Here is a 26,917-nt window from a genome sequence, read left to right as displayed (position 1 = left end):
CGCAGTTGTCAGCGAGGTCAGCGGCGTCGACGGAAACGCTGCATGGCCGAGCCGGCAGAACGGGGCTGATCGTCGGCGGAGTCGACGTCGTCACCGGTGGCGAACGCGGCGTCGTCTGCCGCGCCGCTCGGTTCCGTGACGGTTGCCTGCTGCGCGGGCTGCACGTCGTCGCCCGCGCCTGTCACCGCGCCGTCGGGGACCTCGACGCCGGGCGGGACCTCGCCACCCTCTGCGGCGAACATCTGCTGCTGTGCTGCAGCGACCTGCTCGGCGAGCACCGGCGGGAGCACGAGCGGCAGCATCTCGCGTGGCGGTGCGGGCTCAGTGCCTCGACGTACCACCGACTCGGCAAGCACGGCACGGGAAAGTTGTGAAAGCTCGGAAGCGGTCTCGGTCGGTCCGCTGGCCACCAACCGAACCATCCAGCGCGGGCCGTCGACGCCGATGAAGCGGTGGCTGCCGCCGGGGACCTCTGCGACGATCTCGCGACCCCAATGGCCGTCTTCGATGCTCGTGGCCGCGCCGTCGTTCTTCAGTGAGTCGACGAGCTCACCGACCACCTCGCGCCACAGCCCCGGCGATTTGGGTGCCGCGAAGGCCGCGACGGTGAGCCGTCCATACGGAGTGACGAGGTAAACGGCCTCTGGCTGATGATCGGCAGTCATCTCGACGGTGACCTGCCCGCCTTCGACGACTGGCACGAGCACGGCACCGAGGTCGAGGTGCGATTTCTCCAGATCCTCGGCAGGGGTGTCGAGTTCGGTGATGTCGTAGGGTCCGCGCGCCTGTCCGATGAGCAGTGGCTGGTCGGATGCGTTCGACGTCGACTCGGGGTCTCGTGCCATCACGTGGGGTTCTCCTCGTTCACGTTGTCGCCTGCGGTATCCGATCCGCTGTTCGTGTGGACTGTGGCCGGATCGACAGGGCCCCCGCTCGTCAGTATGGCGTGTCCACCGCTCGATCCGTAGCCACCCTCGCCGCGTGCCGTCTCGTCGAGTTCATCGACCTCGGTGAAGTCGGCTAGTTCGATCCGCTGGATCAGCAACTGCGCGATGCGATCCCCGCGGACGATGCTGATCGTCTCCGACGGGTCGAGGTTGATGAGACAGACCTTGATCTCCCCGCGGTACCCGGCGTCGATGGTTCCCGGGGCGTTGACGATCGACAAGCCCGCGCGGGCCGCGAGTCCCGACCGCGGATGAATCAGCCCGACTGTTCCGAATGGCAGTGCCACGGCGATCCCCGTGCCGACGAGTTGCCTGCGTCCCGGTGGTAGTTCGACGTCGATGGTCGAGCACAGGTCGACTCCCGCGTCGCCGGGATGAGCGCGCGTCGGCAACGGAATACCCGGATCGAGTCGCTTCACCGGGATCGGACCGATCGCCGCAGCGCCGGGGGTGGATTCTACGGTCACGAACGCAGACTACGCTGAGCATGTGAGCTCATCCGAACCACCCGAGGAGACCGGGTCCCGGTCGTCAGGACCTGCCGATCCGGCAGCAGACCGCTACAGCGAACGCCTGCGTGTGCCCCTGTGGTGGTGGCCGGCGGCAGCCGTGGTGACAGCCGTCGCCGGATACGAGATCCAACTCTCGGCGCATCGCTCGTCGTGGAGCTTCGTCGGGTACATCGCGGTCGGTCTGCTCTGCGCATTTCTGCTGTGGTCGATGGGGCGTACCCAGATCCGGGTCGACGCCGACGGTGTCCTGCACGCAGGCAAGGCGCAGCTGCCCAATTCGGTGATCGCGCGCGGCGCGAGCATTCCGGCGTCGGCCAAGAGCGCAGCACTCGGCCGACAGCTCGACCCGGCCGCGTTCCTCATGCATCACGCGTGGATCAAGACAATGGTGTTGTTGGTGTTGGACGATCCCGACGACCCGACGCCGTACTGGCTGGTGTCAACGAGACATCCCGAGAAGGTGCTCGCCGCACTGGACATTCCCGATGCCAGCGCGACGAGTGTGGTGAGTCCCGAGCACTCGGACCGCGAACAGAGTTAACGCCGCGAGGCGATTCGACACCCGCGCCCAGTCCGCGACTCACCGACAGTTCGTGAGCGGCGCAGCGGTGCCGGAGACCGGCACGCTGCGCAGCACTCAGGCGCAGTCGACGCAGATGAGCGAGCTGCCGTTCTCCCGAGCCAAACGGCTGCGGTGGTAGACGAGGAAGCAGCTGCTGCAGGTGAATTCGTCAGCCTGCTTGGGGATCACACGAACGGAGAGCTCTTCTCCGGAGAGATCAGCGCCGGGCAGTTCGAACGACTCGGCTGTGTCGGTCTCGTCGACGTCGACCGCAGACGACTGGGCTTCGCTGCGACGAGCCTTCAACTCTTCGAGCGAATCCTCATTCAGGTCTTCGGTCTCCGTACGCCGTGGCGCGTCGTAATCAGTAGCCATTGTGTGCCTTACTTGGTTGGAGTTGGAGCCGAGGAAGACTGGCTTGTGGCCGGTCGACCAATGAGCACGATGCCTGTCGGGGGTTTGGATTTCACCGACGTCACAACAACTCGTGGCGCCTGCAATTCGTTACCCCCAACCAAACAGATTTATGTGATGTGCATCACATAATCCGTAGGCTGGTCCATCCACGTCTAGGACGGGGCGCCCGAACTGTAGTGCATCGCTTGTCCGCGGTCAACATCACGGCTACGCCGATTCATTCCCGAGTGATTCATCACCCGGGTACCGGTGAGCTCCGACTCGCACACACAGCGCTTGACACATCGGCGCCCGCGAACCCTCTACAGTGAACTCGTCCTGCTCGCTGGGCTCCCGGCGCCGGCAGGCGCAGGTATGCGTGGATACGAGAAGGAGCAGGGTCAACGGTGGTCTCGAGGATTACGGTCGGCTACCCGACCGACGACAAGGGACGCCCCTACCGACGTCGGCACGCGCGGCCGGCCATCATCGTCGCGGTCATCCTGCTCGTCGTAGGTGTGATCGCATGGGCGGTCGCGCTGTCGAATTCGACCGCGGACGCGACGCCGACCAGCTGCAACGCGCCCACCCCGGCAAGTTCATCGGTCGTGGCGCCACCTGCCGCCAACGCCCCCGCCGCGGCGTCTGCGAAAACACCGAAGCTCACCGTCGTCAGTCGTGACGACATGCTGAACGTCGCACCCGCCGCGCTGTCCACGTTCCAGGTGCGCGTGCTCAATGCATCGACTCAGCGCGGCGAGGCTCAGACCGTCTCCGACGACCTGACCGCCCAGGGTTTCAATCCCGTTCCCGATGGCGCATATGCCGACGACGCGCTGTACCCCAACCACGACCTCGACTGCGTGGCACAGATCCGATTCGGACCCGCGGGTAAGGCTGCCGCGGCGTCGGTCTGGGTCGCGATCCCCTGCGCTGAACTCGTCGACGATGGGCGCACAGGCACTTCGGTCGACGTCGCACTCGGCGAGTACTACAAAGCGCGTGAGCAGTCACAGGACACGCAGGCAGCCCTCGAAGCTCTCCGGTCAGCCGATCCGCACAACCCGAAGACCGGAGCAGATCCCGGAGTGGTACGAGCGGTTCACGCCCAACCCTGTTGACAGACAGGACAATTGGTCGCTCAGACGATGGGCTTGAGCGCACCGATCTCATCGAGCAGCGCAAAGAACTCCTCGCCGATGCCCGGCGCGACGGCAACCGTGGCGTCGCCGTCGGCTGAGCGCGAATCCGGCGGCGGGGTCCGCACGATCGCGCCCGCCTCTGCCGCCACAAGCGCACCGGCGGCCCAGTCCCAGGGACTCAATCCGTGCTCGATGTGCGCATCAACCGCACCCGAGGCCACCATGCACAGGTCGAGCGCCGCTGCGCCTATTCGACGTAGATCCCGAACCCGCGGAAGCAGCCGAGACATCAGTTCGCCCTGTGCGCGACGACGCTCGACGTCGTAACCAAATCCGGTCGCGACCAGCGCGAGGTCGACTCGCGAGATCGGATTGGCACGCAGCCTCGTGCGCACGCCGTCGCGAACCTCGTACGCGCCACCGGACAGCGTCGCCGTGTACACAACATCACGCGCGACGTCGACGACAGCACCGGCGACCGACCTGCCGTCGACTTGGGCTGCCACGGACACCGCGTATGCGGGAATGCCGTAGAGGAAGTTGACCGTCCCGTCGATGGGATCGATCACCCAGCGCACACCGGACGGGACCTCGACGGAGCCGCCCTCCTCCTCACCGAGAACAGCGTCGTCCGGGCGCAGCCGCTTCAGCAACGCGCGGATGAGTTCCTCGGATTCGGTGTCGGCGAGCGTCACCGGATCGGTCGGCGTGGATTTCGTCGACACCGCCGACGGGACAACGTCATTGCCCGTTCCCGGCGCCGTTCCGGTTCGCCCGAACAACTCCGGACGTCGCCTTCGGACATGGCGAGCCGCATCGGTGGCCACCTCGAATGCCACCTCACCGAGCTTCTCCACGTCGACGCCTGCAATGGTCTGGGCCGTATCGGCGTTCTCGCGTGGGATGTTCACCAGACCATCATGTCAGTTGACCTTCGCGCGACCATGTCGGTGACGTTTGCTCGACCCTGCGGGCAACTGTGCCCGACCCGGTGCCGGCATACCGTCACTCGCCGGTCACGTGATCGTCACCGTGCGACACGATTTCCGACAACGTCCGCCCGTTGCACGTCACCCCTCGATAGCCTGAATATCGCACGGTCGCGGACACCGCGATCCCCCGAGAGAGGAAGCCGCCATGACCGACTCATCCACCTCTGCGAAAGATTCCGCCGGACCCCGCGCGTTCGGCGTCGATGTCGGGGGGTCGGGGATCAAGGGCGGAATCGTGGACCTCACGACCGGCAAGCTCGTCGGCGAACGCTACAAGGTGCTCACCCCCAAACCCGCGACACCCGAAGCGGTCTCGAAGGGTGTCGCCGAGGTCGTCGGCCACTTCAACTGGGATGGGCCCGTTGGCATCACGCTTCCCGGAGTCATCACCGACGGAACCATGCGCACCGCGGCGAACATCGACAAGGGGTGGATCGGCACGAATACCTACGAGCTCTTCGCCAAGGACCTCGGGGGGCGTGCTCTCTCGGTCGTCAACGACGCGGACGCGGCCGGAATGGCGGAGGACGCACACGGAGCCGGAAGCGGAGTCGACGGCGTTGTCATGCTGCTGACGTTCGGCACCGGCATCGGATCGGCGATCCTGGTCAATGGCACGCTCGTACCGAACACCGAGCTCGGTCACCTCATCGTCGGAAAGAAGGAAGCCGAGCATCAGGCGTCCTCGCGCGTGAAGGAAGAAAAGGGCTGGTCGTACAAGAAGTGGTCCAAGAAGGTCAGCACGGTCCTCGAGGAGTACGAGGCGCTCTTCTGGCCGTCGTTGTTCATCGCAGGCGGCGGCATCAGCCGTAAGGCCGACAAGTGGATTCCGTACCTGACGAACGACACCAAGGTGGTTCCGGCCGCCCTGCAGAACACCGCGGGAATCGTGGGCGCCGCGATGGCCGTCGATCGGGGTCTCAAGCCCTGACCTGGCTGACGTCTGCGCGGTCTCCCAGCGCGAGCCGTCGGCGATCGGTGGGGGCTGGCGAGTCGACGTAACCGATGCTGCGACAACCTGTCTGACCTGGCATTTGTCACATTCGGAGTGATGTTGTCGTTACAATGGTTTCCACCGGTGACGATGCACCGAGAAACCAGCCCGATCCGCAGCGGTTCTCCGCTGTGAATCAGCGTGTCAGATTGTGTTCGGAAAGGTTGTACGTGGCAGCCACCCAGACCCGCCAGAGCGACGCCGAAGCCGAGGATTCGACGACGACGTCGGCCCCGGCTGCAGAGAAGGCGACGGCTAAGAAGACCGCCAAGAAGGCGGCCAAGAAGGCCACAGCTCGCAAGGCCCCCGCCAAGAAGGCGGCCAAGAAAGCCGCTCCGAAGAAGGCGGCCAAGAAGGCCGCGAGTCCTGCCGACGGGGCAGAGGAAGCCAACGCCGAGGAAGAACTCGACGGCGGCTCGATCGACGACATCGACGGTCCCGACGCGGAACTCGAAGAGGACGTCGAGATCGACGACGAGGATATCGACGTCGAAGATGAGGCCGAGGATTCGGCCGACGATGACGACGCCGAGGAGCCGGAGACTCCGGCCAAGACGACCGCCGGAGCCACTCCCCCGGTCGCGCCGCCCGCCGACAAGGCGTCCAAGGACGCCGACGCGAAGACCGCGGGAGACTTCGTCTGGGACGAGGAAGAGTCAGAGGCTCTTCGTCAGGCCCGTAAAGACGCAGAGCTCACCGCGTCCGCCGACTCGGTTCGTGCCTACCTCAAGCAGATCGGCAAGGTCGCTCTCCTCAACGCAGAAGAGGAAGTCGAACTCGCCAAGCGCATCGAAGCGGGCCTGTACGCCACCGAGCGTCTACGCCGGATCATGGAGTCCGGCGAGAAGATCTCGACCGCACAGAAGCGCGACCTGAACTGGATCTCCCGCGACGGCAACCGCGCCAAGAATCACCTTCTCGAGGCAAACCTCCGCCTCGTCGTCTCCCTCGCCAAGCGCTACACCGGCCGCGGCATGGCTTTCCTGGACCTGATCCAGGAGGGCAACCTCGGTCTGATCCGTGCTGTCGAGAAGTTCGACTACACCAAGGGTTACAAGTTCTCGACGTATGCCACATGGTGGATCCGTCAGGCGATCACCCGCGCGATGGCCGATCAGGCCCGCACCATCCGTATCCCGGTGCACATGGTCGAGGTCATCAACAAGCTCGGTCGCATCCAGCGTGAACTGCTTCAGGACCTCGGCCGCGAGCCGACTCCTGAAGAGCTCGCGAAGGAAATGGACATCACGCCCGAGAAGGTGCTGGAGATCCAGCAGTACGCGCGTGAGCCGATTTCGCTCGACCAGACGATCGGCGACGAGGGCGATTCGCAGCTCGGCGACTTCATCGAGGACTCCGAAGCCGTGGTCGCGGTCGACGCGGTCAGCTTCACGCTGCTCCAGGACCAGCTGCAGTCGGTGCTCGAGACGCTGTCCGAGCGCGAGGCAGGCGTTGTCCGGCTCCGCTTCGGACTCACCGACGGTCAGCCGCGCACACTCGACGAGATCGGCCAGGTCTACGGCGTGACGCGTGAGCGCATCCGTCAGATCGAGTCGAAGACCATGTCGAAGCTTCGCCACCCGAGCCGCTCTCAGGTGCTTCGCGACTACCTCGACTGACCGTCGTCACTGGGTTCAGGCACTTGGCCCGTCAAACGGCGCGAACGTGCCGTCTTCGCTTCGCGGATAGGGCGTGACGTCGACCACCGCGCTCAGCGGTAGTGGGCCGTAGAGGTGCGGGAAAAGCATCGATTCAGGATCGTCGTCGACGCCGGGCTCCCAGCGGATCTCGGCGTCGAGGCGTGCCGGCTCGACGTGTAGTGCGAGCAGGTCCTCCTCACCGGAGTAGAACCTGTTTGCCGGCAGGTGCACCTGTTGCGGGGTCGAGAGGTGAATGAACCCGACGTCGGCCAGCGATGGCGGCCGTAGTTCCGATTCGTGTCGGGCTGCGTCCCAGTCCGCACTCGACATCAGATGGATGAGGCGTTCGACGGTCGGCTCGTCGGTTGGTGACGTCACTGCAGCACCATAGCCACCAGAGGTCTCACCACTATCGAAATGTGAGCCAGATCGCCTCGCGCGTAACGGGGTCGTGTAGTTGTGTTGCACCTCGGGGAACCGATGTAAACGGTGAGTGACGACACACCCGGGAAACCGACGGAACAATACGGGGTCCCCAAACGTCTGACACAGTGAGGTTGACGCATCGTCCGGATGCGTTGGCTCTGAAGGGAAGGCGACCACACCGGCGCCGGACCGGGACGGAGGAAAATGTCTGACATCGCCACCACAACCCCGATCTCCATACCGCTCACCGCTGCCGATCGCTGTGATCGCTGCGGCGCAGCCGCAAAGGTTCGTGCCGTCCTGCCCAAGGGCGGCGAGCTTCTCTTCTGCCGCCACCACTTCAACGAGCACGAAGCCCGACTCGTCGAGCTCAGTGCCACCGTCGAAGAGTCTGCGGGAGAGCTGGTCTAGAGACCGATACACGTAGCGAACGCCCCGACCACTCGGATGTGGCCGGGGCGTTCTGCTATTCAGGTCTCACTGCCCAGGTCACCGCCACGCGCGGAGCGCCTTGATGCGCTCGCGGAGCTGGTCGGCCGTCGCCATGGCCGTCGGCGGGCCGCCGAGTTTGCTGCGTAGTTCGTTGTGCACCATGCCGTGCGGCTTACCGGTGCGATGGTGGTGCATCGCGACCAGTCCGTTGAGTTCCTTGCGCAGCGCGTGGAGGTTCTCCCCCGTCGCGGGCTGCGTCGGCACCTTATCTGCAGCGGGCACGATCTGCGTGACCGTCGAGCGCTGTGCCACCTGGTCGGCCTGCTTCTTCCGGAGCAGTGCGCGCACCTGGTCGGCGTCGAGCAGCCCGGGAAGGCCCAGGTAGTCCGATTCCTCGTCGCTGCCTGCGAACGTCGCCGTTCCGAACGACGAGCCGTCGAAGATCACCTGGTCGAGCTCGGCGTCGGCATGCAGCGATTGGAAGCTCTTCTCGTCCTCGCCCGGCTCGTCCTTCTGCTTGTTGGCATCGATCAGCAGGGCGTCGTCGAGACCGTCGCTGTCGCGATGCGGTTTGCCGAGCACGTGGTCGCGCTCGGCTTCCATCTGGCTCGCCAGATTCAACAGCACGGGCACGGAGGGCAAGAAGACGCTCGCGGTCTCGCCCGGGCGTCTCGAGCGCACGAAGCGCCCGATAGCCTGCGCAAAGAACAGTGGGGTCGACGCACTCGTCGCATACACGCCGACCGCGAGACGCGGCACGTCGACGCCCTCGGACACCATGCGGACCGCGATCATCCACTCGTCGTCGGATTCGGCGAACTGCGAGATGCGCGACGTCGACTTCGGATCGTCGGAGAGGACGAGGACTGGTTTGCGGCCGGTGATCGACTCGAGCAGTTCGGCGTAGTCGCGGGCGACGGTCTGATCGGTGGCGATGACGAGTCCTCCGGCGTCCGGAACGCCCGCCGCACGCAATTGGCCCAACCGTGTGTGGGCAGCCTGCAGGACTGACGGAATCCAGTCACCGTGCGCGTCGAGCGCGGTTCGCCAGGCCCGTGCGGTCTGCTCGGCGGACAGCGGCTCACCGAGTCGGGCGGTGTACTCCTCGCCCGCCGACGTGCGCCAACTCGCCTGCCCGGAGTACGCAAGGAAGACGACCGGACGCACGACCCCGTCGGCGAGCGCGTCGGCGTAGCCGTAGGTGTGGTCGGCACGCGATCGGAGCACTCCCGCCCCTTCCGGCTCGTACGTGACGAACGGGATGGGTGAGTCGTCGGAGCGGAACGGTGTTCCTGTCAGCGACAACCTCCGCACGGCGTCGGAGAACGCCTCACGGATCGCGTCGCCCCACGACTTCGCGTCGCCACCGTGATGGATCTCGTCGAGGATCACGAGTGTTCGACGATTCTCGGTGCGCACCCGGTGGCGCGACGGGTGCGCGGCCACCTGCGCGTAGGTCAGGGCGACGCCGTTGTAGTCCGAGCTCGTCTGACCGTCGGAGTTGCGGAAGCGGGAGTCGAGGGCGATGCCGACGCGCGCGGCGGCCTGCGCCCACTGGTGCTTGAGGTGTTCGGTCGGGGTGACGACGGTGACCTGTTCGATCGTGCGATCGTCGAGCAGTTCCCGAGCGACACGAAGCCCGAACGTCGTCTTTCCCGCACCTGGCGTCGCCACCGCGAGGAAGTCGGTCGGCCGGGTCGCGAGGTACTTCGTGAGCGCTCGACGCTGCCAGGCGCGTAGCGGCGGACCGGCGGGCGTTGCGGGCGATTGGGCAGAAGTCACGTAAACAAAGCTCCCGACGGCGCGAAGGCAAGAAACAACCCCTCGGCCAGATGGACCGTGCCGGAACACATTCACTCATCCGAGGGGACCTTCCGATCTTAGCGGCTCGCGCCGACGCGCCTTTCGCCAGACACGGCCGTCGAGGTAAGCCGGGTGATGGGCTTTGTGACACGCGGCAAGGGGTGTGTCGCACGTAACCTGCGCCGATCAGGGATGCTGGACCCATAGCCACGACACGCCGCAACCCTGTTCCGATGACCGACGACGCCGCCCCGTCGCCGGCTCTCGGAGAACGCGTGCGCAGAACACCTCGTCGGCCTGCGCCGGTGTCGATGGATCTTCCGCTGGGAGACGAACGCCAGCCGCTCGATTCTCCCGACGCCCCCAGGCGCGCTGCGCCGACACATGAGACCGACGACACCGGATCGACGAAAGACGGCACCGCATCGACGGGAACCGACGATCCGCAGGAGCACCAGACGTCGTCGCCCGGGCCTCCTGTGCTGCCCAATCTGCATCGGGTTGTCTGGCGCACGATCAAGAAGGCATGGGACGACGGGATCGTCGGCTGGGCCGCGCAGGCGGCATTCTGGCAAGCGTTGTCGCTACCTCCGCTGCTCCTCGGGCTCCTCGGCAGCGTCGGCTACATCGCCGGGTGGTTCGGTCCCGACACCGTCGAGGTGATCTCGTCGCGGATCATCAGCTTCGCCGAGCGCACCTTCTCGACGAACGTCGTGAACGACCTCATCACCCCCACCGTCGACAACGTCCTCGGCCGCGGGCGGGTCGGCGTCATCTCGGTGGGCTTCATCCTGTCGCTGTGGGCCGGTTCGTCGGCGGTGTCGTGTTTCGTCGCGTCGATCGTTCGGGCGCACGACCAGCACGAGGTGCGCAACCCGGTCTGGCAGCGGATCTTCGCGCTCCTGCTGTACGTGTGCTTCCTCGTCGTGTCGGTGTTCCTGCTGCCGCTGGTCGCACTCGGCCCGAACTACCTGCACGAGATCGTTCCCGACTCCTGGGACCGAGGAGTGAGCGCGCTGATCGACTTCGGATACTTCCCGTTCGTCGCGCTGCTGCTACTCGGGGTCCTCACGACGCTCTACCACCTGGCTCTGCCCAATCCGTTGCCCTGGCACAGGCTCGTCGGAGGCGCGGTGGTCGCCGGGGTCTTCTTCTGGATCGCCAGCTATGTTCTGCGCATCTACCTCGCCGCGATCACACGCGCCGGATACACCTACGGCGCACTGGCGACGCCGATCGCCTTCCTGCTCTTCACGTTCTTCCTCGGCTTCGCGATCGTGATCGGCGCCGAGTTCAACGCAGCGGTCCAATCACTCTGGCCCGCCAAACCGCCCGCCACCGCGCACGTCCGACACTGGGTACACGAACAGACCTCCGACTTCACCGGCCACATCAAGGCGATTCCCGAGCGGCTGGCCACCGGACCGATCCGCAAGGGCCCTCAACAGCCCCCAGACCGCGAATCGGGAGCTCAACGGCAACCGCCGCCCGGCGAGAGTCGCTAGCGGGCGGCGGTGGCTGAGGCGGGGAGGGTCACTCCTTGCGCATCCGACTGTAGATCTTCTTGCACTTGGGGCAGACGGGCGAACCCGGCTTGGCCGAGCGCGTCACCGGGAATGTCTCGCCGCACAAGGCCACCACGTGATTGCCCATGACAGCGCTCTCGGCGATCTTGTCCTTTTTGACGTAATGGAAGAACTTGGGTCTGTCGTCGTCTCCCCGATCGGTCGCATCGGCGTCGGGCCGCTCATCGGTCTTGGTGTCCGACCATTCGTCGAGGTCGGGCCGCTCGATAGTTTCGGTAGCCATGCACTCTATTGTGCTCCTCACGGGCCGATTCCGACACGGTGACCCGCCACGCGCGACGACCAGGGCCACCATCGCGGCCCCTGACACGCCCGAGCGCGTCACACCACGGTTGCCCCATCGGTGCAATCAGGAACTGAAAGTGGAACAGTGGAGACATGGGATTCGACGGAACGAAGCGCAGTCATGGTTGGCGCTGAGGGGCCACGCCGCGATCACGTGTCGCCCGAGGCCTTCCTCATCACCGATGCGCAGGAGTCCCTCGACGAGCAGCACCGGACACGTGTACGGAAATATCTGACGCTCATGTCGTTTCGTGTTCCCGCGCTGATCATCGCGGGCATCGTCTACAGCATGACGGGGTCGGGCTGGTGGGCGCTCGGCATCGTCGCACTGTCGATCCCACTCCCCTGGGTCGCCGTACTGATCGCCAACGATCGGCCGCCTCGCAAGCGCGGAGAGGTTGCCCAGTACAAGTACGGTCCCGACCACCACGTCGTGGGCCCGCAGGCCCTCGGCGGCGAGTCGAATGTCATCGACTCCACGGTCGCCGACGACCGACATCCCCACTGACGCTTCCGGATCGATCTACCGCGTCCGTACAGACCGACCGCGCGCACATCTCAGCCGATTCTCAGTCGGTTCGACATCCCTTAATGAGCGTTTATGCAGGTCAGGAGCCAGTAGCCCGAATCATCCTCCGGGGAACTTTCGAGGAGTGCATGTCGTTGCACCCTATGAACGCACTCGATTAGGAGGCCAGATGTCACGCTCCACCGTCACACGCTCCACATCCACCGTCGCTTCTGGCGACACCACCCCCTCGCGTCCGGCGATGACGGAACAGGATCTCGACGCACAGTCACCTGCGGCAGATCTGGTCCGTGTCTACCTCAACGGCATCGGCCGCACAGCTCTGCTCAACGCAGAGCAGGAGGTCGAGCTCGCCAAGCAGATCGAAGCAGGTCTCTACGCCAAGCACGTTCTGGCGACCCGCAAGCGGCTGTCCGCGGCAAAGAAGCGTGATCTCACGATCGTCATTCGCGAAGGCGAGGCAGCACGCTCCCACCTCCTCGAGGCCAACCTGCGCCTCGTCGTCTCGCTGGCCAAGCGCTACACGGGCCGCGGAATGCCGCTTCTCGACCTCATCCAGGAGGGCAACCTCGGTCTGATCCGCGCGATGGAGAAGTTCGACTACGCGAAGGGCTTCAAGTTCTCGACGTACGCGACCTGGTGGATTCGCCAGGCCATCACCCGAGGCATGGCTGACCAGAGTCGCACCATCCGTCTGCCTGTCCACCTGGTCGAGCAGGTCAACAAGTTGGCCCGCATCAAGCGTGAGCTGCATCAGCAGCTCGGACGCGAGGCCACCGACGACGAGCTCGCCAACGAATCGGGCATCCCGGCCGAGAAGATCGCTGATCTGCTCGACCACAGCCGCGATCCGGTGAGCCTCGACATGCCGGTCGGCAGCGACGAAGAGGCACCACTGGGCGACTTCATCGAAGACGCCGAGGCGACCTCCGCGGAGAGCGCCGTCATCGCAGGACTCATGCACACCGACGTCCGCGCGGTGCTCGCAACGCTCGACGAGCGTGAGCAGCAGGTGATCCGTATGCGCTACGGCCTCGACGACGGACAGCCACGCACACTCGACCAGATCGGCCGCATGTTCGGGCTCTCGCGCGAACGCGTCCGTCAGATCGAGCGTGAGGTGATGGGCAAGCTCCGTCAGGGCGAGCGCGCCGAGCGCCTGCGCGCCTACGCGAGCTGACCCGCTCCCGCCAACTCAATCAGCTCAATCGTCTCGGTCCGGTGTCCGCCTTGGTGGGCACCGGGCCGATTCGTATGCGGGCGTTGAGGATTGCGGCGCCCTCCGGCGAACACAGCACGGGATCGACGACGATCTCGCGGATCTCCGGGATGTCGTCTGCCATCGTCGAGATGCGGATCAGTAGGTCGACCAACGCTTCTCTGTTGACCGGGGCCTCTCCCCGATATCCGTAGAGCAGTGGGGCCGATCGTGGCTCGTCGATGAGTTCGTCGGCGTCGAGCGCGTTGATCGGGATCGCGCGGTACCCGTCGTCGCCGAGTAGTTCGAACGTTCTGCCCGACAATCCGAAGGAGATCAACGGCCCGAACGACGGGTCGTCGCGCATGCGGACCATGGTGCCGACACCTTTGGGTGCCATCTTCTGCACGTGGAGCACGTTGTCGCCGGTCAGCTCCGAGATCTCGGCGAACGCGGTCACCACGGCGGTGGCGTCGGGCAGATCCAGACGTGCGCCCTCACGGTCGAGTCGGCCGCGCCACGCCGGTGACGTTGCTTTCACTGCGACAGGGAATCCCAGGTCGCGTGCTGCGGCCGACGCCTCGTGCATCGTCGAGACCTCGCGGAAGGGCACCACCTCGACTCCGTACCACTCGAGCAGGCGGGCGGAGTCGACGTCGTCGAGGACCGTTACCGGATCGGCGCCGCCGACCGTGGAGCCGTCCGAATCGACGCCTGGATCGACGTCCGAATCGTCGTCGGGAAGTCCCCACATGGCTTCGCGCACCCATGTCCTCGCAGCCTCGGGGTCGATCCCGTCGGGTCTCTCGACGGGGACCTCCGGTCGTGCGCACCACCGCGCGTACTGCCATGCCCGTGCCAGTGCGGCCGCTGCACGTTCGGGGGACGAATACGACGGAATCGAGCCGCGCGCCGGCAGCCCCGATGGTCCTGGCCTCATCAGGCCGGGCGGGATGCCCTCGACGGCGAGGAAGGTGGTCACGATCGGTTTGTCGGCGTCGGCGTCCGGTGTGTTCGCGCCCGCGATCAGGGCGCGTGCGTGCCAGTCGAGGTCGACGGCGACCGGCGGCACGAAGACGACGATCACGCTGTCGACGCCCGGATCGGCCATGGCCTGCGCGACGGAGGCCTCGAACTCGTCCTCGGAGGCTCCTGCGCCGAGGTCGATGGTCGACTCGACTTCGAGACCGCCCGACCGCGCGGTGTCGGCGGCAAGACTGCCGAGCACCGACGAGTTGCCGATGATGCGGGTCCGCGGACCGCGAGGCAGCGGTTGATACGCGAAAAGTGATGCGCAGTCGAACAATTCGGGAATGGTGTCGACCTGGATGACGCCCGCTTGCTCGAGCATCATCTGGGCGATGCGATCGTCGAGGCTCGCCGCAGCCGTCCGTGCGGCACGCACCGGGCTCATCGCACCCTTGCCCGATTTGACCGCGACGATCGGCTTGGATCGCGACACTCTGCGAGCGATGCGCGAGAACTTGCGCGGGTTACCGAAACTCTCGAGGTACAGCAGCACGACGTCGGTGGCGGCGTCGGAATCCCAGTACTGCAGCAGGTCGTTGCCCGAGACGTCGGCACGGTTGCCCGCCGAGACAAAGGTCGACAACCCGATCTGTCGATGTGCGGCCGTGTCGAGGATCGCGATGCCGAGCGCACCGGACTGACAGAAGAATCCGACACGTCCCAGTGGCGGGATACGCGGCGCGAGAGTGGCATTCAGCGCAATCGACGGGTCGTTGTTCGCGACGCCGAGAGCATTCGGCCCTACCAGGCGCATGCCGTGCTCACGGACCTGCTGGACGAGGCGATGTTCGCTCTCCAGGCCCGCCTCGCCGCTTTCGCCGAATCCCGACGACACGATCACGAGCGCGCGCACACCTTTGACCATGCAGTCGTCGAGCACCTCGTCGACGCTCGCCGCGGGCACCGCGACCACCGCGAGATCGACCGGATCGGGAATGTCGCGGACCGTCGGGTACGCGCGGATTCCCCTGACCGACGGCGGCCGCACGCGGGGCGCCCGCGCCGGGCCGCGATGGCGTCGCTGTGGTTGGCGCGTCGCCCCGGCGCGCACCGCGTCGTGAGCCGATCCGCCCTGCTCGTCGTCGGGTTCACCGTCACGGTCGGGACCATTGACCGGGAAGACCGGTCCGGTGAATCCGGCCGCAATGATGTTGGCCAGCAGTGCGTTTCCCACCTTTTTGGGATCGGTCGACGCCCCGATCACGGCAACGGACGCCGGTCGCAACAGGTTGGCGACGCTGCGCGCCTCGGAGGCGCGCTCACGGTCGTTGCGCACCGAGAGCATCGCCTCGGTGGGGTCGATCGTGAACTCGACGTGCACCGTCGAGCCGTCGAATGCGCGCGAGATCTGGTAGCCGGCGTCGCGGAACACGGCGACCATGTTGGGATTCTCGCTGAGCACCTCGGCCTCGAAGCGGGTGAACCCGTTCTCGGCAGCGGCACCGGCGAGATGTTCGAGCAGAATCGGTCCGAGGCCGCGGCCCTGGTGTTCGTCGGCGACGACGAAGGCGACCTCGGCAGATTCGGGCTTGCCGTCGGCGGCGAGTCCCTCGTAGATGCCGATCGCGATGATCTCCCCACCGAGCACTGCGACGATCGCAACCCGGTTGCGGTGGTCGACCGTGGTCATGCGTGCGACCTCGCGCGGCGGAAGCGTCGGCGTCGGACCGAAGTAGCGCATGTACCTGGTGCGTTCGGACAAACCCGAGTGGAATCGGACGACGCGGTCGGCATCGTCGGGGACGATCGGACGCAGATGCACCACGCCGCCGTCGGACGCGAGGACATCGGCGATCCAGTGTCGGGGGTAATCCCACGGACCGCGCGGGCGCTCACCCTCCGCGTGGTCGTCCCGGGGAGCGGTCTGCACGGCTGAATCCGTCGCTGGGGTACCAGCGGCTGGGGAATCAGTGGCCGGGCTACCAGCGGCTGGGGTGTCGGTCGCGGGGGAATCAGTCACGGGGGTCCTCCGGGTCGAGTCCGTGTAGCGGATACACGGCACGGCGAGTGGCCATGATGGCGCGATCGGTTTGTCGTTGGGCGCTCTCGTCGATGCCGGGCGGTGGTTCTTGCCCCGTGTCGCCATCCCATTCGACGAAGTCGACGTCGCCATCGTCGCCCATCACGTGCACGGGCGCCTGCGAGTACTCCGAATGCACCTGCGTTGCGATCTGTTCGGCTGTGGCGCACCACGATTCGTTGATCGGGGTCGTTACGTCAACGTCACGATCGAGGACGACCCCGAGCAGGTGCGACCAACTACGCGGGACGACGTTCACCACGCCGTAGCCGCCTCCGCCGACCGCGATCCACCTACCGTCGCAATACTTCTCGGCCAGGTCGCGCATCGCGATCATCGCGGCGCGCTGCCCGTCGACGGTCAGCGAGAGGTCGGTCAACGGATCGGCGCGATGGCTGTCGGCGCCGCACTGGCTGATGATGATCTGGGGCTTGAACTCGGCGATCAGCGACGGAACGACCGCGTGGAAGGCGCGCAGCCACAGCCGGTCCTGCGTGTCGGGCATCAGAGCGATGTTGACCGCGGAACCCTCCGCGCCGTCGTCGCCGACCTCGGTCGGCCAGCCCGTTCCCGGCCACAACGTCGCCGGATGCTGGTGCAGCGACACCGTCATCACGCGTGGGTCGGACGCGAACGCCACCTGCACGCCGTCACCGTGGTGCGCGTCGATGTCGATGTAGGCGATGCGGTCGAAGCCGTTCTCGAGTAGCCAGTGAATGGCCACCGCGCAGTCGTTGTAGATGCAGAATCCGGCAGCCCGCGACCGCATCGCGTGGTGCATCCCGCCGCCGATATTGACTGCTCGACGCACGGCCCCGGAACCGACCGCCTGCGCCGCCGCCAGCGTTCCGCCGACCAACAGCCGTGCCGCCTCGTGCATTCCGTCGAACACGGGATTGTCGGAGTCGCCGAGACCGAACAGACGCTCGAGAAGCGGCCCCGACAACGACGCCGTCCCCGATCCGACAGCACGCACCGCGTCGATGTAGTCCTGACTGTGGACGACGGTCAGGACATCATCGCCGATCGCAAGTGGTTCGGCGACGTCGACATCGTCGAGCACTCCGAGGCTCTGCGCGAGCGTCATCGTCAGCGCCAAGCGCACGGGATTCATCGGGTGGGTGTGTGCCCAGCGATACGAGAGGAACTCCTCGCTCCAGATCACTGCCGCGCTCATTGATGTCTCCACGCACTACGCACACGACCAAGGCTAGTGCCTCGCCGCGCGGGCCGGACGCGTTCGGCATGTGACGAGGCAGTCTCGAACGCAGGTCAAGGTACTCTTGTAAAGACGGAAGGGACTGGCTCAAGTGAACGATCTGGTTGATACCACCGAGATGTACCTCCGGACGATCTACGACCTCGAAGAAGAGGGAATCGTCCCACTGCGCGCACGCATCGCCGAACGACTCGAGCAGAGCGGACCGACTGTGTCTCAGACAGTCGCGCGTATGGAACGCGACGGACTGTTACGCGTCGCAGGCGACCGGCACCTCGAGCTGACCGACAAGGGTCGCGCCCTCGCGGTCGCCGTGATGCGCAAGCATCGTCTCGCCGAGCGGCTGCTCGTCGACGTGATCGGCATGCCCTGGGACGAGGTCCACGAGGAAGCGTGCCGCTGGGAGCATGTCATGAGCGAGAACGTCGAGCGCCGTCTCCTTGCCGTGCTCGACAACCCGACGACCTCGCCGTATGGCAACCCGATTCCCGGCCTGGAAGAGCTGGGCGTCGAGACGACGACGTCCACTGGTGAGGCCGCTCGCCTGTCCGACCTCCCGCAGGGTGAGGCGGTTGCAGTGATCGTGCGTCGACTCTCCGAGCACGCGCAGTCGGATACAGAGCTGATCGCGGCGCTGCGCGAGGCGGGCGTCGTCCCGAACGCACGCGTGACAGTGACCTGCACGCCGCAGAAGGTGGAGATCAGCACGCCAGGACACGCCGGACTGACACTGTCTCCGGAGATGGCCCACTCATTGTTCGTCGAAAAGGTCTGAGCGACAACACAATTCGATGCAACACGTCAACCCGCATCGCGCAGGGTTGCGTGCGGCAAGACCAGGCCGAGCTCCGCTGCCGCGTCGTACGAGTCACCGATGAGGTGCCACAGGTTGTCCGGACGTAATCCGTTGCGCAGCGAGTGGTCGAGGAGTTGCGCGAGCTTCCAGTTGCGGTCGGCGTCGCGCGCGACGTCGAGCGCCACACCTGCGAAGCTTCCCTCACCTGCGATGTAGTGCAGGTGCGCGAGGAGTGTTGCAGCGCTGGCCCGTCCGGTACCGGTCAACCGTCGGGTCAGTTCGCGCCACAACATCTCGGCGCCTGAGCGAAGATCTGTGACGGCGAATGCCAGCGCGGCATCGCGAACCCGAACGTCGCAGATCGCGCGTTCGAGTTCGGCAACCCTTTCGCACGAGTAGTAGTCGGACTCCATCACGACCGCCTCGTAGATCGCTACCAGGAGTTCCTGTGGTGGTTCGTCATCGAAGCGGCCGTCGTCGGCGATGGTGCTGCAGGAGCCGTCGTCGCAATGAGGCGCCGGGGCGAGCATCGCTGCGATCTCCGCGCGGTTCGCCATGAGAAAGCGCCCTGAATGCACGGCACCGGACACCGCGGTCGGCGAGATCCGAGGGTCGGTGAGCACCCCGCAGTGCCTCGATGACTGCGCCGACAGCGCAGCGCCGTGCTCCCAGATCTGCGTCCACGGCTCCCCCTCGGCGAAGCGACTGCACACGTAGCCGCGACCAATGCCTCCGCACAGTCGCATCCGCCGATCGACTCTCGACAGAATCTCCTCATACGTGCGGGTATCAAGGTCGAAGCGGTCGTCACCGATGACCGCGATGAGGTCGGCGCTGCCGTAGCCCTGAAATATCCGCGCCAGATTGTCGATCTCGTTGAGCATCGGCCGCGCCGGTGAGCCGTCGGGGGCAAGGTCGAGATCGAGCCGTACGGACGCCTGAACCGTGCGTCCGTCCGGCGCGAGTGCCAGGAGAACAAGTGAGCGCTCGGGAATGAACCCGAAGAAGCCAGGGATAGCGGTGAGCAGCGCGGAGACGGTCCGGATCGGCCCGTTCGACGAATCGTTTCGAAGTGACATGTCGAACATCTTGGGTTCACCCGGAGACGCCCGAACCCGCGAGAAGCTCCGATGACCGACGTTGTGCACACCCTCGGACGGATGCACAAACTCACGAACCGAAAGCCGCCCGCAACGCCTTCTCGAACAGAGCCCCGAGCTGACCCTTCGCCTCGGAACTGATGTCACCCGCTGATGGCCACCGGTACTGGCAGTACACGCGCACCGTGCCCTGCTGTCCGATGTAGGTCATCGTGCGCGTCAAGAGCGGCGCCTGGTCGCCACCGGTCTCGACGGTCCGCAGAACGGCAGCGGTATCGACCCCCGCAGGATGTTCGGGGGCGTCGGACACCCTTGTCTGCACCTTGCTCGTCGCCGTCGTCGCGTTGCCGGTGGTCGCTCGAGGACACGCACGCGCCTGATCGACCACCGTGCTCAACGCGTCATCGACTCCGACGACGGCGGAGGTGAAGGACGCACGGTCGGCTTCGACGATTCCCAGATAGACGACGGCTCCGTCGGAGCCAACCGCCGCGGGCTGACACTCGGGTGGATCGTAGGGCGAGTTGGCTGGTCGGCCGATGAGGTCGCCGATCGCGTACGCGACGGAGTTCTGCGGAACGCGAGTAGCACCCGAAACCGGGAAATCGGCTGCGGTCACCGATCGCGAGGAGAGATCGGCAGTGTTCTGCGTCGCATCACCATCGACCGAACACGACGCCACGAGAAAAGCCGCGGCCAACCCCATCACCACACCGACACTGCGTACACCCACGAACTTCGACTGTGCCACCGCAAGGCCGAGGCACCGGTCACGACACTCCGACGGTCTCCAGATCATCTCGGGGAATCGAGAGGTGGGCGCGGTTGTTGAACACACAAAGATCCGCTAACACACAAGGATCCGCTGCAAGAACAACACAGATGCGTCACGCGGACGCTCGACGAGCGACACCGATTGGTCACGAGTGGTGTGGATGCGGGACAATTCGACGAACAGGTAGGACAGGCACGTGCCGATCTTCAAGAGGAGGGACGACATGGATTCCAATCCGGACGAGGGCCGTCAGCTCTTCGAGCTCGCCTTCCCCGCTCCCCAGGTCTCCGACGCTGCGGGAACCGGCCCCGTACTGATCCACGCGCTCGACGGCTTCGCCGACGCGGGACATGCCGTGGCACTCGCCGCGCAGAATCTTCGCGACTCGCTCGACTCCGAGGTGGTCGCGACCTTCGACAACGACGAGCTGATGGACTATCGCTCTCGCCGTCCGACGATCACCTTCAGCGGCGAGACCTTCACCGACGTGCAGATGCCAACGCTGACGCTGCACGCGATCCGCGACAACGCCGGTAAGCCGTTCCTGCTGCTGTCCGGCTCGGAGCCGGACCTGCGGTGGGAGCAGTTCACCGAGGCCATTCGGCGCCTCGCCGACCATTTCCGGGTCACCGACGTGATCGGTCTCAACGCCATCCCGATGGCCGTTCCGCACACCCGCCCGTCGTCGTTGACCGCGCACGGCAACGAGCCCGAATCGTTGGGCGACCTACCGACGTGGGGTTCGCAGATGAAGCTCCCCGCGAGTGCGTCGATGCTCTTGGAACTGCGCCTTGGTCAGGGCGGACGACGCACCTCTGGACTGTCGGTGCACGTGCCGCACTACCTCTCCCAGACCGATTACCCGGCTGCGTCAGCACGTCTGCTGGAGGCGGTGTCGGGACTGACAGGTCTCGAATTGCCCACCAGTGCACTCGAATCCGCAGCAGCGGCAGTGCGTGAGCAGGTCGACGCCGAGGTGTCGGGCAACGGTGAGATCGAGTCCGTCGTCGCGGCGCTCGAGGCGCAGTACGACAGCTTCACCGAGGCACAGACTCAGCGCGCATCGCTGCTCGCCGCCGACGAACCGCTGCCCAGCGGGGATGAGCTCGGCGCTGAACTCGAGCGGTTCCTGGCGGAGCAATCGCGTGGCGACGTCGATCCGGACGGCACCGGAGATCTCCACGACGGGGACGGCAACGGCGGTTCGTCATCGCCGAACTGATCGACGAGTCCGTTTCGGGGTCGGCGACGACGCTGACCCCCGTCGCCGACGATGACGACGCCGCATTCGACACGTTCACCGGATGGTGGGCCGACCGCGGCATCGACCTGTATCCACATCAGGAGGAGTCGCTGCTCGAGTTGATCTCGGGTAACAACGTCATCCTGGCCACACCGACTGGTTCGGGCAAGTCGCTCGTTGCCTCCGGCGCCATCTACTTCGCCCGATGTCGGGGCCAACGCGCTTTCTATACCGCGCCGATCAAGGCGCTGGTGAGCGAGAAGTTCTTCGATCTCTGCGCTCAGTTCGGGGCCGACCAGGTCGGACTGATGACCGGCGACGCCTCGGTCAACGCCAATGCTCCGATCATCTGCGCGACCGCCGAGATCGTCGCGAACCTCGCACTTCGCGACGGTCCGAACAGCGATATCGGGGTTCTCGTCGCCGACGAGTTCCATTTCTACGGCGAGTCTGATCGCGGATGGGCTTGGGAAGTCCCGCTGATCGAGCTCCCGCACACGCAATTCCTCCTGATGTCGGCGACGCTCGGCGACATCACATTCTTCGTCGACGACCTGTCACGACGCACCGGTCGCACCACCACCGCGGTCACCGGAACCCACCGACCGGTCCCGCTCGAATACACGTATGCGATGACACCCATCCACGAGACGATCGAGGGACTCATCGATGCGGGTCGGGCACCGATCTACGTCGTGCATTTCACCCAGGCAGCAGCCGTCGAGCGCGCGCAGGCCCTCCTGTCGGCACGAATCACCACCAAGGAGGAGAAGGCTCAGATCGCCGAGGCGATCGGCGACTTCCGCTTCTCCACCGGATTCGGCTCCACACTGTCGAAGCTGCTCCGCGCGGGCATCGGAGTCCACCACGCAGGCATGTTGCCGCGCTACCGACGTCTCGTCGAACGCCTTGCACAGCAGGGACTTCTCAAGGTCATCGCCGGTACCGACACCCTCGGAGTCGGCATCAACGTGCCCATCCGTACCGTTCTGTTCGCCGGTCTGAGCAAATACGACGGCACGCGCGTGCGTCGTCTGCGCGCCCGCGAGTTCCACCAGATCGCCGGCCGCGCAGGGCGAGCAGGCTTCGACACCATCGGCTACGTCGTCGCACAGGCACCCGAGCACGACGTCGAGAACGCCCGCGCAGTCGCCAAGGCGGGCGACGACCCGAAGAAGCTCCGAAAGCTGGTGCGCAAGAAGCCACCCGAGGGTTTCGTGTCCTGGGGCGAGAAGACGTTCCTGCAACTCGTCGACGCACCCGACGAGCCGTTGCGCTCGCACTTTCGGATGACAACGGCGATGTTGCTCGAAGTCCTCGGCCGGCCGGGAGATTGCTTCGCGGCCACGCGACATCTGTTGGAGGACAACCATCTTCCACGCAATCGGCAGCTGGGACAGATCCGCCACACCATTCGTCTCTACCGTGACCTGCGCGACGCGGGCATCGTCGTGCAACTACCCGAACCCGACGACGAGGGCCGATACGTCGCGCTGAGCGTCGACATGCCCGAGAACTTCGCGCTCACCAACCCGCTGTCGGCGTTCGCGCTCGCCGCCTTCGAGCTACTCGATCCGGATTCGTCGACGTACGCGCTCGACGTCGTCTCGATCCTCGAATCCACTCTCGACGATCCCCGCCCGGTGCTGATGGCACAGCGCAAGGAAGCGCGCGACGCCGCGATCGCCGAGATGAAAGCCGACGGCGTCGAGTACGAGGACCGCATGGCGCGTCTCGAGGAGATCACCTGGCCGCAACCGCTCGCCGAGGAGATCGACTATGCCTTCGGTGTCTACCGTCGCACCCACCCGTGGATTGCGGGGTTTCCGCCGTCGCCGAAATCGGTCCTCCGGCTCATGCTCGAGCGAGCGATGACGTTCACCGAACTGATTTCTGCCTACGGTCTCGCCCGCAGCGAAGGAGTGGTACTGCGGTACCTGTCCGACTGCTATCGCGTGTTGCGCCAGGGTGTTCCGACCACGGTGTTGACCGACGAGATCGTCGAACTGACCGAACGCGTCGGCGACATGGTCCGCGACGTCGACTCCAGTCTCCTCGACGAGTGGGAAGAATTGGCCCGCACTGCCGCCGCCGACGCGCTCGCCGAGCAACACTGAGACGCCGACCGAATCATGCTCACATGGCGGGAGTTTTCTCCACACGCACCGCGCCCGTCTGTTCGACAAGACCGGCGATGATGGACGCCAGTCGCCGATACGACTCGCCTCTGCCCGACGACTCGCGGTAGACCAGCCCGATTCGACGCCCCGGCCGCGGCGTCGTGAACGTCGCGGTCGCGAGGTCGCCGCCCGCGGTTTCGGCGGCAACGGCAGTCCCTGGGATCAGCGTGACGCCCAGACCACCTTCGACGCACTGCACCGCGGTCGCCAACGAGGCGGCCCTGGTGTGCCCTATGTCTGCGCGTACACCCGCGAGTCGACACACCTCGAGTGCCTGGTCGCGCAGGCAGTGCCCCTCGTCGAGCAGCAGGAGCGGAAGGTCGGCGAGCGAACTCGGGTCGACGCGCTTGCGTCCGGCCAGCGGATGATCGGACGGCAGCGCCAGCACGAAATCCTCGGCGTACATCGGTATCTCGGCAAGGCCGGGCACGTCGGCGGGTAGCGCGAGACACGCGGCGTCGAGTGAGCCCTCACGCAACTGCGCCACCAGTCGCGCCGTCTGGTCCTCGACGACCCGCAAAGCGAGAGAGGGCAATTCGGCGGCGAGCCCGCGCAGTACGGTCGGCAGAACGTACGGCGCGACCGTCGGGATCAGGCCGAGTCGCAGGGTTCCCGCAAGCGGATCGTCGGAACCCGCGGAGGCAGAGAGGAATTCGTCGACGGCGTCGGTCACCGCGATCGCTTTGGGTAGGAGCATCTCGCCCTCCGGCGTCACGAAGACACGCCGCGTTGTACGTTCGATCAGTTGCTTGCCCAACCCGGCCTCGAGGCCTGCGAGTGCTTGCGACAGAGACGGCTGACTGACGCCGAGTTCCGTTGCCGCAGCACCGAAATGACGTTTGCGAGCGAGTGCGACGAACGCCCGCAGACCTGCGACGGACGGCTGATAACTTTTATCACTCATGCCTATCAGTCTAGTGCTAATCATCACGTTTCGCTTTTGGTGGCTTTTCGGCAGAATTGAGAGGCAACTGCAGAACGTGAGTTCGCGCGCCACCCACGAACGCAATCGACACGAAGGAGCGAAAACACACATGGCTCTTCTGACCATCGGAGACCAGTTCCCCGCCTACAGCCTGACGGCGGTCATCGGAGGCGACCTGAGCAAGGTGGACGCCCAGCAGCCCGACGACTACTTCACCCAGGTGTCGAGCGACGATCACCCCGGCAAGTGGCGCATCGTCTTCTTCTGGCCCAAGGACTTCACGTTCGTGTGCCCGACCGAGATCGCCGCTTTCGGAAAGCTGAACGACGAGTTCGCCGATCGCGACGCCCAGGTCCTCGGCGCGTCCGTCGACAACGAGTTCGTCCACTTCCAGTGGCGTGCACAGCACGAGGACCTCAAGACCCTCCCCTTCCCGATGCTGAGCGACCTCAAGCGTGAGCTCGCCACCGCCGCAGGCGTTCTCAACGCCGATGGCGTCGCCGATCGCGCGACCTTCATCATCGACCCCAACAACGAGATCCAGTTCGTCTCGGTGACGGCCGGTTCCGTCGGCCGCAACGTCGACGAGGTGCTGCGTGTTCTCGACGCACTGCAGTCCGACGAGCTGTGCGCCTGCAACTGGAAGAAGGGCGATCCGACCATCGACGCCGGCGAGCTCCTCACCGCAAGCGTCTGAGAGGAATCGGCATGAGCATCGACAATCTCAAGGAAGCCCTCCCCGAGTACGCCAAGGACCTCAAGCTCAATCTGAGTTCGCTGGCGCGTTCGACCGAGCTCTCCGAGCAGCAGCTCTGGGGCACCTTCCTCGCGTCGGCTGCGGCATCTCGCAACGCGAAGGTGCTGGCCGAGGTGTCCGAGGAAGCAGCCGACACCCTCTCGGCCGAGGCCTACAACGCAGCGCTGGGCGCGGCGTCGATCATGGGCATGAACAATGTCGCGTACCGCGCCAAGAGCTTTCTCGGCGACGACTACGCGCAGGTGCGCATGGGTCTGCGGATGAACATCATCGGCAACCCCGGCGTCGACAAGACCGACTTCGAGCTGTGGAGCCTCGCCGTGTCGACCATCAACGGTTGCCACGACTGCACGGCAGCACACGCGAAGGTCGTCCGTGATGGCGGCCTGACCAAGGAACAGGTCTGGGAGGCCGTCAAGGTCGCCGCAACGGTTACCGGTGTGGCGCAGGCCATCACCACCACCGAGGTGCTGGCGAACGCCTGATCTATCACCCCACTGCACTGCCCCGGTCTCACGAGACCGGGGCAGTGTGTTGTTCGGGTCAGCTGCCGACCACACCGACCCTGGCAGCGGCGTCGAGTCGTGCGAGCTTCTCGGCGCTGCCGGTGCCCTCGACAGGCTGGTATACCACGACCCTCTGCCCCCGCGCACCGGCGACTTCGAGAGTGTCCCAACGCAATTCGACGACGCCGACGTCGGCGAGCACTATCCGCTTGGCGCCGCTGGACTTCACCTGAACCTCGTTGCGCGCCCAGATCTCGGCGAACAACGGGCTGTGCAGCGAGAGTTCGCCCACGAGGTCGCGCAGACGCGGATGATCAATGTCTGCTCCGGTGAGCGATCGCAGGTTGGCGACGGTCTCGGCCGCCAGCAACTCGTAATCGGGATAGATCGACGGAGCGTGCGAATCAAGAAAAAGCTTGCGCAACATGTTGTCTCCGGGCACGGTCCCGATCGCCTGATGAAGTGCTGCTCCTGCGTCGTTGATCGCGAGGAGGTCCATGAACCGATTCATCACGATCGCAGGCTGCTGCCATTGAGCCATCAATACTCTTATCGGTTCGACCACCTCGTGATCGGCGAAGTCGACGTCGATGCGCACATCGGCGAGTGCGGCGAGATGCTCACGCTCGGCATCATCGAGTCCGAGTACATCGGCCAGCGAGGCCACGACCGCAGCCGACGGATTGCGGTCGCGTCCACGTTCGAGCCGCACAAGGTATTCGACGCTGATGCCGGCGAGACTGGCAACCTCCTCACGACGCAGACCGGGCGTACGCCGCGGGCCGACCGTCCGCAGACCGAGCGTCGTAGGGTCGACGCGCTCGCGGCGGGCGCGCAGGAACTGTCCGAGTGCGGTCATAGCGAAAGTCTAGGCTCGCGGCGATCGACAGCCAGGTAGTGCGAGGACCCCTCACGACGCGGTC

General features: G+C 65.6%; 26 protein-coding genes. 13 read left to right on the top strand and 13 right to left on the bottom strand.

Annotated features, from left to right (window positions below; genetic code table 11):
• Positions 1–17 precede the first annotated feature (17 nt).
• Positions 18–845 carry a DUF3710 domain-containing protein gene (locus ACRVY7_RS11615; protein WP_064870830.1) on the bottom strand — a complete coding sequence of 276 codons (828 nt, stop codon included), beginning with the start codon at positions 843–845 and terminating at the stop codon, positions 18–20.
• On the bottom strand, positions 845–1,414 hold the full coding sequence (dut, locus tag ACRVY7_RS11610) for a dUTP diphosphatase (protein WP_431817169.1): 570 nt from the start codon (positions 1,412–1,414) through the stop codon (positions 845–847). Before dut ends, ACRVY7_RS11615 begins: the two co-directional genes overlap by 1 nt.
• Before the next feature lie 22 nt (positions 1,415–1,436).
• Between dut and ACRVY7_RS11605 the strand changes: the two genes are divergently transcribed.
• Positions 1,437–2,000 (top strand): DUF3093 domain-containing protein, encoded by a 564-nt coding sequence (locus ACRVY7_RS11605; RefSeq protein WP_049697488.1) that lies wholly within the window; start codon positions 1,437–1,439, stop codon positions 1,998–2,000.
• Positions 2,001–2,096: 96 nt separating this feature from the next.
• Here ACRVY7_RS11605 and ACRVY7_RS11600 read toward each other — a convergent pair whose 3' ends face one another.
• A complete protein-coding gene (locus tag ACRVY7_RS11600) occupies positions 2,097–2,396 on the bottom strand; it encodes a DUF4193 domain-containing protein (protein WP_005173015.1) in 300 nt (99 codons plus the stop codon).
• A gap of 428 nt (positions 2,397–2,824) precedes the next feature.
• Here ACRVY7_RS11600 and cei point away from each other — a divergent pair, with 428 nt between their 5' ends.
• Positions 2,825–3,538, top strand: a complete 714-nt coding sequence (gene cei, locus ACRVY7_RS11595) for an envelope integrity protein Cei (RefSeq protein WP_049697191.1) — start codon at positions 2,825–2,827, stop codon at positions 3,536–3,538.
• Between the two features lie 20 nt (positions 3,539–3,558).
• Here cei and ACRVY7_RS11590 read toward each other — a convergent pair whose 3' ends face one another.
• The gene (locus tag ACRVY7_RS11590) at positions 3,559–4,470 is read right to left on the bottom strand and encodes an inositol monophosphatase family protein (RefSeq protein ID WP_049697190.1); all 912 of its coding nucleotides are present in this window, start codon (positions 4,468–4,470) and stop codon (positions 3,559–3,561) included.
• Positions 4,471–4,696: 226 nt separating this feature from the next.
• Here ACRVY7_RS11590 and ppgK point away from each other — a divergent pair, with 226 nt between their 5' ends.
• Together ppgK and ACRVY7_RS11580 are read left to right on the top strand one after the other, a co-directional pair.
• Positions 4,697–5,482, top strand: a complete 786-nt coding sequence (gene ppgK, locus ACRVY7_RS11585) for a polyphosphate--glucose phosphotransferase (protein ID WP_049697189.1) — start codon at positions 4,697–4,699, stop codon at positions 5,480–5,482.
• Positions 5,483–5,715: 233 nt separating this feature from the next.
• Positions 5,716–7,164, top strand: coding sequence for an RNA polymerase sigma factor (locus ACRVY7_RS11580; RefSeq protein ID WP_431817168.1), 1,449 nt, complete (start codon positions 5,716–5,718; stop codon positions 7,162–7,164).
• Between the two features lie 15 nt (positions 7,165–7,179).
• Here ACRVY7_RS11580 and ACRVY7_RS11575 read toward each other — a convergent pair whose 3' ends face one another.
• The gene (locus tag ACRVY7_RS11575) at positions 7,180–7,515 is read right to left on the bottom strand and encodes a DUF952 domain-containing protein (protein ID WP_431817506.1); all 336 of its coding nucleotides are present in this window, start codon (positions 7,513–7,515) and stop codon (positions 7,180–7,182) included.
• A gap of 300 nt (positions 7,516–7,815) precedes the next feature.
• Here ACRVY7_RS11575 and ACRVY7_RS11570 point away from each other — a divergent pair, with 300 nt between their 5' ends.
• Positions 7,816–8,022: a DUF7455 domain-containing protein gene (locus tag ACRVY7_RS11570; RefSeq protein ID WP_005173003.1), complete on the top strand. Its 207-nt coding sequence runs from the start codon at positions 7,816–7,818 to the stop codon at positions 8,020–8,022.
• A gap of 78 nt (positions 8,023–8,100) precedes the next feature.
• Here the strand turns inward: ACRVY7_RS11570 and ACRVY7_RS11565 are convergent, their stop codons facing one another.
• Positions 8,101–9,825, bottom strand: coding sequence for a DEAD/DEAH box helicase (locus tag ACRVY7_RS11565; protein WP_270482640.1), 1,725 nt, complete (start codon positions 9,823–9,825; stop codon positions 8,101–8,103).
• Positions 9,826–10,157: 332 nt separating this feature from the next.
• On the opposite strand from ACRVY7_RS11565, the gene ACRVY7_RS11560 reads away from it, so the two are divergent.
• Positions 10,158–11,351, top strand: coding sequence for a YihY/virulence factor BrkB family protein (locus ACRVY7_RS11560; protein WP_431817505.1), 1,194 nt, complete (start codon positions 10,158–10,160; stop codon positions 11,349–11,351).
• Between the two features lie 28 nt (positions 11,352–11,379).
• Here the strand turns inward: ACRVY7_RS11560 and ACRVY7_RS11555 are convergent, their stop codons facing one another.
• The gene (locus tag ACRVY7_RS11555; protein WP_049697486.1) at positions 11,380–11,655 is read right to left on the bottom strand and encodes a DUF3039 domain-containing protein; all 276 of its coding nucleotides are present in this window, start codon (positions 11,653–11,655) and stop codon (positions 11,380–11,382) included.
• Positions 11,656–11,838: 183 nt separating this feature from the next.
• Here ACRVY7_RS11555 and ACRVY7_RS11550 point away from each other — a divergent pair, with 183 nt between their 5' ends.
• Positions 11,839–12,225, top strand: coding sequence for a DUF3099 domain-containing protein (locus ACRVY7_RS11550; protein ID WP_049697185.1), 387 nt, complete (start codon positions 11,839–11,841; stop codon positions 12,223–12,225).
• Between the two features lie 190 nt (positions 12,226–12,415).
• Entirely contained in the window at positions 12,416–13,426 is a 1,011-nt protein-coding gene (locus ACRVY7_RS11545; RefSeq protein WP_049697184.1) for a sigma-70 family RNA polymerase sigma factor, read from the top strand.
• A gap of 19 nt (positions 13,427–13,445) precedes the next feature.
• Here the strand turns inward: ACRVY7_RS11545 and ACRVY7_RS11540 are convergent, their stop codons facing one another.
• Both ACRVY7_RS11540 and ACRVY7_RS11535 read right to left on the bottom strand, forming a co-directional pair.
• Positions 13,446–16,343 (bottom strand): bifunctional acetate--CoA ligase family protein/GNAT family N-acetyltransferase, encoded by a 2,898-nt coding sequence (locus tag ACRVY7_RS11540; protein WP_431817167.1) that lies wholly within the window; start codon positions 16,341–16,343, stop codon positions 13,446–13,448.
• An 82-nt stretch (positions 16,344–16,425) separates the two neighbouring features.
• Positions 16,426–17,670: an acetoin utilization protein AcuC gene (locus ACRVY7_RS11535; RefSeq protein ID WP_431817166.1), complete on the bottom strand. Its 1,245-nt coding sequence runs from the start codon at positions 17,668–17,670 to the stop codon at positions 16,426–16,428.
• A gap of 133 nt (positions 17,671–17,803) precedes the next feature.
• Here ACRVY7_RS11535 and ACRVY7_RS11530 point away from each other — a divergent pair, with 133 nt between their 5' ends.
• Positions 17,804–18,487, top strand: a complete 684-nt coding sequence (locus ACRVY7_RS11530; RefSeq protein ID WP_049697181.1) for an iron-dependent transcriptional repressor DtxR — start codon at positions 17,804–17,806, stop codon at positions 18,485–18,487.
• Positions 18,488–18,513: 26 nt separating this feature from the next.
• Here ACRVY7_RS11530 and ACRVY7_RS11525 read toward each other — a convergent pair whose 3' ends face one another.
• Positions 18,514–19,587, bottom strand: coding sequence for a DUF4192 domain-containing protein (locus tag ACRVY7_RS11525; protein ID WP_431817165.1), 1,074 nt, complete (start codon positions 19,585–19,587; stop codon positions 18,514–18,516).
• Between the two features lie 91 nt (positions 19,588–19,678).
• Positions 19,679–20,341 (bottom strand): hypothetical protein, encoded by a 663-nt coding sequence (locus ACRVY7_RS11520; protein WP_431817164.1) that lies wholly within the window; start codon positions 20,339–20,341, stop codon positions 19,679–19,681.
• 265 nt (positions 20,342–20,606) lie between these two features.
• Here ACRVY7_RS11520 and ACRVY7_RS11515 point away from each other — a divergent pair, with 265 nt between their 5' ends.
• Together ACRVY7_RS11515 and ACRVY7_RS11510 are read left to right on the top strand one after the other, a co-directional pair.
• Positions 20,607–21,605 (top strand): PAC2 family protein, encoded by a 999-nt coding sequence (locus tag ACRVY7_RS11515; protein ID WP_431817163.1) that lies wholly within the window; start codon positions 20,607–20,609, stop codon positions 21,603–21,605.
• Complete coding sequence (locus tag ACRVY7_RS11510; protein WP_431817504.1) at positions 21,605–23,743, top strand: DEAD/DEAH box helicase; 2,139 nt, start codon at positions 21,605–21,607, stop codon at positions 23,741–23,743. The genes ACRVY7_RS11515 and ACRVY7_RS11510 overlap by 1 nt, the downstream gene beginning before the upstream one ends.
• 19 nt (positions 23,744–23,762) lie before the next feature.
• Here ACRVY7_RS11510 and ACRVY7_RS11505 read toward each other — a convergent pair whose 3' ends face one another.
• Positions 23,763–24,710, bottom strand: a complete 948-nt coding sequence (locus ACRVY7_RS11505) for a hydrogen peroxide-inducible genes activator (protein WP_431817162.1) — start codon at positions 24,708–24,710, stop codon at positions 23,763–23,765.
• Between the two features lie 130 nt (positions 24,711–24,840).
• Here ACRVY7_RS11505 and ACRVY7_RS11500 point away from each other — a divergent pair, with 130 nt between their 5' ends.
• Positions 24,841–25,428, top strand: coding sequence for a peroxiredoxin (locus ACRVY7_RS11500; protein ID WP_431817161.1), 588 nt, complete (start codon positions 24,841–24,843; stop codon positions 25,426–25,428).
• An 11-nt stretch (positions 25,429–25,439) separates the two neighbouring features.
• On the top strand, positions 25,440–25,973 hold the full coding sequence (gene ahpD, locus ACRVY7_RS11495) for an alkylhydroperoxidase, AhpD family (protein WP_431817160.1): 534 nt from the start codon (positions 25,440–25,442) through the stop codon (positions 25,971–25,973).
• 58 nt (positions 25,974–26,031) lie between these two features.
• Here the strand turns inward: ahpD and ACRVY7_RS11490 are convergent, their stop codons facing one another.
• Complete coding sequence (locus tag ACRVY7_RS11490; protein ID WP_431817159.1) at positions 26,032–26,853, bottom strand: helix-turn-helix transcriptional regulator; 822 nt, start codon at positions 26,851–26,853, stop codon at positions 26,032–26,034.
• Between the last annotated feature and the right edge of the window lie 64 nt (positions 26,854–26,917).

The sequence above is a fragment of the Gordonia jacobaea genome, assembly GCF_965344965.1.
Classification (GTDB): Bacteria; Actinomycetota; Actinomycetes; order Mycobacteriales; family Mycobacteriaceae; genus Gordonia; species Gordonia jacobaea.
The sequence above is the reverse complement of the archived record's forward strand: the minus strand, read 5'-3'. Positions and strand labels throughout refer to the sequence as shown.

Coding starts and splice junctions, on each gene's coding strand:
- ACRVY7_RS11490 (WP_431817159.1), bottom strand. CDS start 26,853: ATGACCGCACTCGGACAGTTCCTGCGCGCCCGCCGCGAGCGCGTCGAC.
- ACRVY7_RS11500 (WP_431817161.1), top strand. CDS start 24,841: ATGGCTCTTCTGACCATCGGAGACCAGTTCCCCGCCTACAGCCTGACG.
- ACRVY7_RS11570 (WP_005173003.1), top strand. CDS start 7,816: ATGTCTGACATCGCCACCACAACCCCGATCTCCATACCGCTCACCGCT.
- ACRVY7_RS11505 (WP_431817162.1), bottom strand. CDS start 24,710: ATGAGTGATAAAAGTTATCAGCCGTCCGTCGCAGGTCTGCGGGCGTTC.
- ACRVY7_RS11575 (WP_431817506.1), bottom strand. CDS start 7,515: ATGTCGAGTGCGGACTGGGACGCAGCCCGACACGAATCGGAACTACGG.
- ACRVY7_RS11560 (WP_431817505.1), top strand. CDS start 10,158: ATGGATCTTCCGCTGGGAGACGAACGCCAGCCGCTCGATTCTCCCGAC.
- ACRVY7_RS11535 (WP_431817166.1), bottom strand. CDS start 17,670: ATGAGCGCGGCAGTGATCTGGAGCGAGGAGTTCCTCTCGTATCGCTGG.
- ACRVY7_RS11555 (WP_049697486.1), bottom strand. CDS start 11,655: ATGGCTACCGAAACTATCGAGCGGCCCGACCTCGACGAATGGTCGGAC.
- ACRVY7_RS11615 (WP_064870830.1), bottom strand. CDS start 845: ATGGCACGAGACCCCGAGTCGACGTCGAACGCATCCGACCAGCCACTG.
- ACRVY7_RS11550 (WP_049697185.1), top strand. CDS start 11,839: ATGGTTGGCGCTGAGGGGCCACGCCGCGATCACGTGTCGCCCGAGGCC.
- ACRVY7_RS11600 (WP_005173015.1), bottom strand. CDS start 2,396: ATGGCTACTGATTACGACGCGCCACGGCGTACGGAGACCGAAGACCTG.
- ppgK (WP_049697189.1), top strand. CDS start 4,697: ATGACCGACTCATCCACCTCTGCGAAAGATTCCGCCGGACCCCGCGCG.
- ACRVY7_RS11515 (WP_431817163.1), top strand. CDS start 20,607: ATGGATTCCAATCCGGACGAGGGCCGTCAGCTCTTCGAGCTCGCCTTC.
- ACRVY7_RS11545 (WP_049697184.1), top strand. CDS start 12,416: ATGTCACGCTCCACCGTCACACGCTCCACATCCACCGTCGCTTCTGGC.
- ACRVY7_RS11525 (WP_431817165.1), bottom strand. CDS start 19,587: ATGTCACTTCGAAACGATTCGTCGAACGGGCCGATCCGGACCGTCTCC.
- ahpD (WP_431817160.1), top strand. CDS start 25,440: ATGAGCATCGACAATCTCAAGGAAGCCCTCCCCGAGTACGCCAAGGAC.